The organism is Sabulicella rubraurantiaca (genome assembly GCF_017355885.1).
GTDB lineage: Bacteria > Pseudomonadota > Alphaproteobacteria > Acetobacterales > Acetobacteraceae > Roseococcus > Roseococcus rubraurantiacus.
Window position 1 is genome coordinate 23,107 of sequence record NZ_JAFEUU010000026.1, and the last position, 8,544, is coordinate 31,650.

Here is an 8,544-nt window from a genome sequence, read left to right on the forward strand (position 1 = left end):
AGGCGCAGCGAAGCCATGCCCTCTCCGCCCCCTGCCGCACGGGTGATCGAGATCCGCTCCGGGAATCCCGAGGCCTTTGGCGCGACCTCCAGCGCGCGCTTTCCGTCGCGGCTGATCCTGCGCGGGCGCGGGCCCTTCCAGGGATGGCGCCGGCGCCTGGTCTTGGACGAGACGATGGTTCATCTGGGCCGCGTCAACCTGCCCGTCACCTTCCACAACGCCACCGGCCCGCGCGCCATCTTCAGCCTGGGCATCGGCGAGGATCGCGGGCCGCGCATCCAGGGCCAACGTTTCGGGCTGGAGACGCTGGTCTGGTGGCGGCCGGAGGCCGAGGTGCATACGCAATGGCCGGCCGACCAGCCCTGGTGGAACTTGGGATTTCCTTTGCCCCGACTGCTGGAGGCGTCGCGACTGCTGCACGGGGCCGAGTTGGTGACGCCACGTGCCAGCGCGCTGTTCCTGCCGCTTTCCCCGGAGCGACGCCACGCCCTGCTGGAAGCGGCGCAGGCGGCGCTGGAAGCGCCAAGCTGGGTGAGCACCGACCGGCTGGTAGATGGGTTGCTGCATCAGGTTCTCGAAGCCCTCTTCGCCGGGCTGCCGGAGGCCGAGGCCCCTTCCCTGCCGCTGGCCCGCCGCGGCGCCATCGCCGACGGGCTGGTCGCCATCGCGGAGCGCGAGACGGATCACCGCTCCCTGGTCGAGGTCTGCGCCGAACTCGGGGTACCGCTGCGCACGCTGAACGCCTGCGCCAATGCCGTGCTTGGGATGAGTGCCGCAGCCTATCTGCGTGCGCGACGCCTCGTGCGCGTCCGTGCCGTGCTGGAGCAGGGCGAAGCGGTGAGCGTGACGGAGGCGGCAACGCGTTTCGGCTTCTGGGAGCTGGGCCGGTTCAGCGCCGCCTATCGCGCGCAATTCGGCGAGGCGCCGCTTGCCACGCTGCGACGGGGGCGCCGCTCGGCCTGAGAGCTGCGATTGTGCCGATTTCGCATATTTCGCTTCTTGCCGGGCCCTTAATTCCCTCGCCGAACTTCGAACCAGCCGGAGGGGCCGCGATGAGTGACAAGGGGACCCGGGTCGGCGAGACGATGCTGAACCATGCCTCGGACGAAAGCGCGGGCACCGAGCCAAGCCCGGTGCGGCGGGATTGGCTGACCGATGCGCTGACGCGGGTGAAGCTCTTCGCCGTCCTGCTATTCAGCCTAGGTCTGCTGCTTCTGATGGCGAGTTGGTAGCGCGGTGGCCCGGGTGCGAAGGACCCGGGCCACCGCCCCGTCTCAGGGCCTTCCGACGGAGCTGTATTCGAAGCCCGCCTCGCGCATCTGCTCGGGCTCGTAGAGGTTGCGGAGGTCCACCAGGACCTTGCCCCGCATCGCCTCGGCGAGGCGCTGCGGCGCCAGGGCGCGGAACTCGTTCCACTCGGTCAGCACGACCAGCGCGTCCGCGCCCTTGGCGGCATCCAGCGCGCCCTTCGCGTAGTGGATGCCCTTGGGCAGGACCTGCTGCGCATGCGACATCCCCTCCGGGTCGAAGGCGCGGATCGTCGCCCCGGCCTCGATCAGCCGCGGCAGGATGTCGAGGGACGGCGCATCGCGCATGTCGTCCGTCTCGGGCTTGAAGGTCAGGCCCAGCACCGCGACCGTCTTGCCGGAGACGGAGCCGCCACAGGCCGCGATCACCCGGTCCGCCATCGCCTTCTTGCGCTGGTCGTTGATGTCGATCGTCGCTTCGACCAGCCGCAGCGGCGCGCCCAGATCCTGCCCGGTACGGGCAAAGGCCAGCGTGTCCTTGGGAAAGCAGGAGCCGCCATAACCCGGGCCGGCATGGAGGAACTTGCGGCCGATGCGCCCGTCCAGCCCGATCCCGCGCGCCACGTCCTGCACATGAGCGCCGGCCTTCTCGCAAAGATCGGCTACCTCGTTGATGAAGGAGATCTTCATCGCGAGGAATGCGTTGGCGGCGTACTTGATGATCTCGGCGGTCTCGAGCCCCACCACCATCACTGGGCGCTCGATCAGGTAGAGCGGACGGTAGAGGCGACGCAGCACCTCGGCTGCGCGCTCCCCAGTCTCGCCTTCCTCCACCCCTACCACGACGCGGTCAGGGCGCATGAAGTCGCCGATCGCGGCACCCTCGCGCAGGAATTCCGGGTTGGAGGCGACGGCGATGTCGAGGTCGGGTCGCGCCTCGCGAACCAACTGCTTAATGCGGCGACCGGTGCCGACCGGCACGGTGCTCTTGGTGACAAGAACCAGCGGGCCCTTCGCGGCGCGGGCCACCTGCTCGGCGGCGGCGAAGACATAGGACAGGTCGGCATGGCCATCGCCGCGCCGCGTCGGCGTGCCGACCGCCAAGAACACGGCGTCTGCGCCGTTTACCGCCGTCTCCAGCTCCGTAGTGAAGGTCAGCCGCCCCTCGCGCGCGTTGTCGGCGACAAGCTTGTCGAGCCCGGGTTCATAGATCGGCATGCGCCCGGCCTTGAGCGCCTCGATCTTGGACGCATCGGTGTCGACGAGACACACCTCGATCCCGAACTCGGCGAAGCACGCCCCCGAGACGAGGCCCACATAGCCCGCCCCAATCACCGCAATCTGCATCTCACCCGGCTCCCGGTTTTAGGCAGAAACCCTCCCATAGCGGGTCTCTGCCGAGGCACAAACTCACCCAGGCGGGGTTCGTTGCCCAGGCGGGGAGCTTTTAGGGCTCCCTCATTCCCTGGACGAGAGTGGGGAGAGCACGCTCGAAGAAATAACGCAGGATGGTGCGCTGACCGACCAAGATGTCGGCCTGAAGCGGCATGCCTGGCAGGAGACGGAAATCCGCCGGGAGGTTGCGCAGCTGCAGCTCATCGATGGACAGGCGGGCGCGGTAGAACTGAGGCGCGTTCGAAGCCTGCGTGGGTTGGGTCGTGTCTTGGGCGATGTTCAGGACGCGGCCGCGGCCGAGACCATGCCGGATGAAGGGAAAGCTCTCGAACTTCAGCGCGGCGCGGTCACCAATGGCGACATGGCCCATGTCGCGCGGCTCCACCGCCACCTCGACCTCAAGCTTGGCATCGAGGGGGACCATGGTCACCAGCATCTCGCCTGCGCTGAGCACGGCGCCGACCGAACTCTTGCCGATCTCCAGCACCACGCCGTCGCGGGGGGCACGCAGCTCCACCAGCTCATGGCGAAGCTCCGTCTTGGCCAGGGACTCGCGCACATCGGCCAGCTCGCGGCGCTTCTGCGCGAGGTCGAGCGAGACCTGGGTCTGCCAGTTGCCTTGGAAGGCGGAGAGGTCGGCCGTGGCGGCAGCGAGCTCCGCCGTGGCGGTGCGCAGCATTCCCTCCGAGGCGGCGATGTTGCGCTGGATCTCCAGGCGGCTGTCCACGGCGATCAGCGCGTTGAGGCGCGACCCGACCTGCTGCCGCTCCAGGTCGCGGCGCATGGTTTCGATCTGGCTTGCGATCTGCAGGCGCTGGCTGAGCTGGCCGATTTCTGCCCGGATGCGGGTGATCGATTCCCGCAGTCCGCCCGCACGCTGGCGCAGGCTCTCCGTCCGGAAATCCCGCTCCGCCTGGCGCTGGGCGAAGATCGCCGCCTGGAGCGCCATGGCCGGCCCGTTGCCGGCCTGGAAGGGCACGCCCGCTGCCTCCGCCTCCAGCCGCCCCACCTCGGCCGCCAGCGTCGCTTCCTGCGACCGCAACGCGGCCAGGTCGGCGCCGACAAAGGTCGGGTCGAGCCGCGCGATCACATCGCCCTGGCGGACGACCTGGTTCACCTGCACGTTGAAGGACCTAAGGATCGAGGCCTCGAGCGGCTGCACGAGGAGGGTCGGCACGGTGGGGACTAGGCGCCCGCTCGTCGTCACCACCCGGTCTATCGGCATCAGCGCGAAGACTGCGCCGATGGCGCAGAACAGCGCGAAGAGCACCAGGATGACCGACCGGGCGAGGGGAGCGGGACGGCGCGCCACCTCTGCCGCGGTGGGGGAGACGAACTCCAGCGTGGAGAGGCGGGGTTCCTCAGCCCGCGACGGCTGAGACGCGATCTGATTCATGGATCATCCTTCCCGCATCCCGGTTCTGCTGCATCCACAGCTGCCGGTAGAGGGTGTTGTTCCGCAGGAGTTCGGGGTGGGTGCCATTGCCCACCACCTCGCCCGCGTCGAGCACGAGGATCTGGTCCGCATCCACCAGGGAGGACAGGCGATGGCTGACCAGGATGATGGTGCGGCCACGCCCGATGCGCCGCAGATTGGCGTTCACGATCGCCTCGCTCTCCGGGTCGAGGGCGGAAGTTGCCTCGTCGAAGATCAGGATGGGCGGTTCGGTGACCAGGGCGCGGGCGATGGCGAGGCGCTGCTTCTGCCCGCCGGACAGGTTGGGCGAGCCCTCCTCAATAAAGGTATCGTAGGAGCGGGGAAAGCGCTCGATGAACTCCTCAGCGCCGGCGAGGCGGCAGGCCTGGATGACCTTGTCGAAGGAGATGCCCGGGCGGCCGGCGATGATGTTCTCGCGGATCGTCCCGCGGAACATGAAGTTCTCCTGCAGCACGACGCCAAGGTTCCGGCGCAGATGGGGGAGGTCCATCTCCCGCATCTCGATGGAGTCCAGCTTGATGAGACCGCTGTAGCCGGCGTTCAGCGCCTGGACCAGCCGCGTCACCGTGCTCTTGCCGGAGCCGCTGCGGCCCACCAGCCCGATCATAGTTCCAACCGGCACGTCGAAGCTCACGTTGCGCAGCACGGGGTCGGCCGTGCCTGGATAGGTGAAGGTGACGTTGCTGAAGGAGACGTGGCCTTTTATTTCGGGCCGCACGCCAACGGCATGAGCCGCACGCTCGGGCGGGTGGTTCAGAACGGTGGTCGACTCACCGATCGCGAGACGAACCTGCTCCACCGCATGAAGAAGCTGGGCGAGGGAGACGAGAGGCTGCGCCGCGCGCATGGCGAGCATGGTGAAGGAGAAGACCCCACCGATGCTCGTGTTGGAGTCTCCGTTTAGGATGATGATTGCGCCAAGCACCATCGAGCCAGCCTGGAACATGCGCTCGAACGGCGTGGAGAGGGTTTCCAGCCGGTTGCTGTGGACCTGCAGATCGAACTGCGCCTTCAGCGAGGCGGCGACGTTGCGGTTCCAGGCCTCGCTGCGCTGGGCCTCGATGCCCAGGGCCTTTACCGTCCGCATGCCCTGCACCGTCTCGACCATCGCCACAACCTTGGCGCGGTCGGCATCGATCACCTTGGCCGTAGCGCTTCGGATCGCTGGGCGGAAGGCCAGGATCAGCAGCACCAGCACCACGGCGAGGCCGAGGATGTAGTAGGTCATAACCGGCGAGATCAGGAACAGCACCGGTATGACGATCAGAAGCGTGACGACGTCTAGGAAAGTGCGGAACAGGGGCCCGGTTATGAAGTCGCGGATCTTGTAGATCTGGAACAGGCGGGACTGAATCTCGCCCGCCGGGGTCTTCTCGAAGAAGTCGAGCGGCAAGCGCAGCAGGCGCTGCATGGCGAGCAGGCTTATCCGGCCCTCGACGCGCCGCGCCAGCACGGCGGCGAGGTGTCGCCGCGCCCAGCCCAGCGCCGTCTCGAACATGATGATCACGCCCAGTAGCAGAACGAAGAGCGTCAGCGTCGCATGGGATTGGTAGAGCAGCACGCGATCGGAAATCGCCATGAAGATCAAGGCAGGCGCAATAGCTGCGACGGACAGGATGACCGAGGCCAAGCCCATGTCGCGCAGGATCGACGTGTCGCCGCTGAGCGTCCGCGTAACCCAGCGCAGGCCGAAGACCTCCTCCCCGGCCTCACCGAGCGGGCCAGAGCGGACCACGATGCCGCTGCGCAGCCACAGGCGCTCGAGGCGCTGCCGGTCCACCGCCGTTGGAGCCGCGGTGAGGTCAAGCGGGTTGCGGAGCGAGACGGTGCTGCGGTCGGCGCTCGCCCCATCCAGCAGGGCGGCGCCGCCATCCCGCAGAAAGATCATGGTGGGCGTCCCCGCCTCGGCGAGGCCGAGCAGGTCGCCCCAGCCGAGCTGCATGGCCTTGGCGGCGATGCCGCGATCGGCGGCACAGCTCACCAGCGCATGGGGCTCCACCTCGGGTGCCGCCGACAGGATGGCCAGAACGCGCTGGTCCAGGTCCAGGCCGACACGGGCGGCGAGTGCCTGCAAGGCGGCGGGGCGCGCGGTAAGCGGCGTCGCCGACGCCTTGGTATCTGACATAGTTTTCAAGAGCGGTTGGCCCCCGTCCGATCGCCGCACGTTTAGCACACGCGGCATGTATCGAAGAAACCTAGGATTTCCCCCTATCCTGCACTGGGCAGGCTTACCGCTTCGGCGGTGAGAGGGGTCACCTCACTCTCGCCCGTAGCGGTCCTCCAGCCGGACGATGTCGTCCTCGCCTAGGTAGGAGCCAACTTGGACCTCGATCAAAACGAGTGGAATCTTGCCGGGATTCTCCAGACGATGGACGGCGCCCAGCGGAAGGTAAACGCTCTCATTTTCGCTCCGCAGCAGATCCTCGCCGTCACGTTCCACCCTTGCGGTGCCGTGCACGACCACCCAGTGCTCCGCGCGGTGGTGGTGCTTCTGCAGGGACAGCTTGCCGCCGGGACGGACGACGATCTGCTTCACCTGGAAGCGGTCGCCCTGGATCATCCCCTCGTAGTGACCCCAGGGGCGGTACATGCGCCGGTGCTCGCTGGCCTGCTTCACGCCCTTCGCGCGCAGAAGGTCCACGACGCGCTTCACTTCCTGAGACCGCTCGCGCGGCAGGGCCAGCACCGCATCGGGCGTGACCACCAGCGCCACGTCCTTCAGCCCGATCGCCGCGGTGAGGATGCCATCCGAGCGGATCAGGCACCCCTCGCAATCGAGCGCTTCGACTGCGCCCTGCAGAGCGTTGCCCGAGCCGTCGCGCGGCGAAACCTGCCACAGCGCGTCCCAGCTGCCCACGTCCGACCAGCCGATCTCGGCCGGGACGACCGCCGCCTTGGCCGTACGCTCCATCACTGCGTAGTCGATAGAGATGGAAGGGGCCTCCCGAAACTCGGCAGCACCCAGGCGGATGAAATCCAGGTCGCGCGCGGCGGCGGAGACAGCGCCCCGGGCCGCTTCCAGCACGCGGGGCTCGTGGGCCTGGAGTTCCTCGATCAGCGTGCGGGCCGTGGCGACGAACATGCCGCTGTTCCAAGAATGGCGTCCGCTCGACGCCAGTTCCCGCGCAGAGCCGAGGTCGGGCTTCTCCACGAAGCGCTGCACCGCCAGCACCCCGGGAAGGCCAGGAAGCGCGTCGCCATGCTCGATGTAGCCGTAGCCGGTTTCCGGTGCGGCGGGCGCCATGCCGAAGGTGACGACGAAGCCCTCGCGCGCTGCCTTTGCAGCTTGGCGCAGCGCGGCGTGAAGCGCCGGCACGTCCGACACCGCGGCGTCCGCGGCCATGATCCACAGGACGGCGTCGGGCGATTTCTCGGCCAGGAACAGCGCAGCGGAGGCGATGGCGGGGGCGCTGTTGCGCGCCTCCGGCTCCAGCAGGATGCGGGCACCGCCGATGCCGCCTTCACGCATCTGCTCCGCCACTTGGAAGCGGTGCCCCTCTCCCGCCACCAGCAGGGGCGGCGCGAAGCCGGGGCCAGCGGCGCGGCGTGCCGTCTCGAGCAGCATGGAGTCGCTGCCGAGGAGCGGCCAGAACTGCTTGGGCAGGGATTCCCGCGACAGCGGCCACAGGCGCGAGCCGGTGCCGCCGCAAAGGATCACGGGGATAAGCGATTCGTCAATCATGGTCAGCAGCGTCCTTGCAGGCGAGGACATAACTGGATTCCGTCACGCTGTCATGCAACGGACGATTCCCGGTGAAGGCCGTCGCTGAAGCGTTGGGCGTGGCCCGCTTCGGCTTGACGCCGTCAGGAAGGACCTCCTTGCGCGAGTGCTGGGGCAGGCCGCCCATGCCAGAGGACGACCTCTTTGCGCGGACCCTGGCGCTGATCGCCGAGTTGCCGACCTACGGCTACCGCCGCATCCATGCCCTGCTCCGCCAGCAGGCCGAATGGGAGGGCTGGTCACCCCCGAACCACGAGCGTGTCTGGCGCGTCATGAAGGCGCACGGCCAGAGGCCAGGTGCACTGCACCGCCACCACCTACACCCTCAAGCGAAGCCTCCGTCTCCAGCCGGCGTGAGCGGCACAGTAGGGACGCACGCACCAGAAGACGCAGGAGGGAAAACCACGGCTCGCACGTCAGAAGGGTATGCCGCTAGCCGCCCGCGCACAGACCTCCTAGTGGCCTGAGTTAGAAGTTCGTTGGCAGAAGCGGGCGACGCTGGCGAGGATATGGTCGGCGGTCTTGGTCCAGACGAACGGCCGCGGCGCGGCGTTGGTCTCGGCGATGTAGCCTTGGATCGCGGCCTCCAGGTCGCCAATGCTGGTGAAAGCGCCGCGCTCCAGGCGCCGGCGCGTCAGCAGCGCAAACCAGCATTCGACCAGGTTGAGCCAGGAGGCGCTGGTCGGCGTGAAGTGCAGGTGCCAGCGTGGCCGCTTGAGCAGCCAATCGTGAACCAGTGGCGT

At 68.0% G+C, this 8,544-nt stretch carries 8 protein-coding genes and 1 pseudogene; 3 read left to right on the plus strand and 6 right to left on the minus strand.

Annotation, left to right across the window (positions count from 1 at the left end; translation table 11 throughout):
• Positions 1 to 15: 15 nt before the first annotated feature.
• Both JTJ31_RS22880 and JTJ31_RS22885 read left to right on the plus strand, forming a co-directional pair.
• The gene (locus tag JTJ31_RS22880; RefSeq protein WP_207541063.1) at positions 16 to 963 is read left to right on the plus strand and encodes an AraC family transcriptional regulator; all 948 of its coding nucleotides are present in this window, start codon (positions 16 to 18) and stop codon (positions 961 to 963) included.
• Positions 964 to 1,052: 89 nt separating this feature from the next.
• On the plus strand, positions 1,053 to 1,232 hold the full coding sequence (locus JTJ31_RS22885; protein ID WP_207541064.1) for a hypothetical protein: 180 nt from the start codon (positions 1,053 to 1,055) through the stop codon (positions 1,230 to 1,232).
• A 42-nt stretch (positions 1,233 to 1,274) separates the two neighbouring features.
• On the opposite strand, the gene JTJ31_RS22890 is transcribed toward JTJ31_RS22885, so the two are convergent.
• From JTJ31_RS22890 to JTJ31_RS22910, 5 genes are all read right to left on the minus strand, one after another.
• Positions 1,275 to 2,594: a UDP-glucose dehydrogenase family protein gene (locus JTJ31_RS22890; RefSeq protein ID WP_207541065.1), complete on the minus strand. Its 1,320-nt coding sequence runs from the start codon at positions 2,592 to 2,594 to the stop codon at positions 1,275 to 1,277.
• Positions 2,595 to 2,694: 100 nt separating this feature from the next.
• On the minus strand, positions 2,695 to 4,038 hold the full coding sequence (locus JTJ31_RS22895; RefSeq protein WP_207541066.1) for an HlyD family type I secretion periplasmic adaptor subunit: 1,344 nt from the start codon (positions 4,036 to 4,038) through the stop codon (positions 2,695 to 2,697).
• Positions 4,004 to 6,205, minus strand: coding sequence for a peptidase domain-containing ABC transporter (locus tag JTJ31_RS22900; RefSeq protein WP_207541067.1), 2,202 nt, complete (start codon positions 6,203 to 6,205; stop codon positions 4,004 to 4,006). The genes JTJ31_RS22895 and JTJ31_RS22900 overlap by 35 nt, the downstream gene beginning before the upstream one ends.
• Positions 6,206 to 6,337: 132 nt before the next feature.
• Complete coding sequence (locus tag JTJ31_RS22905) at positions 6,338 to 7,762, minus strand: mannose-1-phosphate guanylyltransferase/mannose-6-phosphate isomerase (RefSeq protein WP_207541068.1); 1,425 nt, start codon at positions 7,760 to 7,762, stop codon at positions 6,338 to 6,340.
• Positions 7,755 to 7,928, minus strand: a complete 174-nt coding sequence (locus JTJ31_RS22910; RefSeq protein WP_207541069.1) for a hypothetical protein — start codon at positions 7,926 to 7,928, stop codon at positions 7,755 to 7,757. Before JTJ31_RS22910 ends, JTJ31_RS22905 begins: the two co-directional genes overlap by 8 nt.
• On the opposite strand from JTJ31_RS22910, the gene JTJ31_RS25465 reads away from it, so the two are divergent.
• Positions 7,927 to 8,268 carry an IS3 family transposase gene (locus tag JTJ31_RS25465; protein WP_207541070.1) on the plus strand — a complete coding sequence of 114 codons (342 nt, stop codon included), beginning with the start codon at positions 7,927 to 7,929 and terminating at the stop codon, positions 8,266 to 8,268. The two genes, JTJ31_RS22910 and JTJ31_RS25465, sit on opposite strands and share 2 nt — an antisense overlap.
• Here the strand turns inward: JTJ31_RS25465 and JTJ31_RS22920 are convergent.
• Positions 8,257 to 8,544: pseudogene (locus JTJ31_RS22920) on the minus strand (IS630 family transposase); the annotation flags it as partial. The gene JTJ31_RS25465 and the pseudogene JTJ31_RS22920 overlap by 12 nt on opposite strands.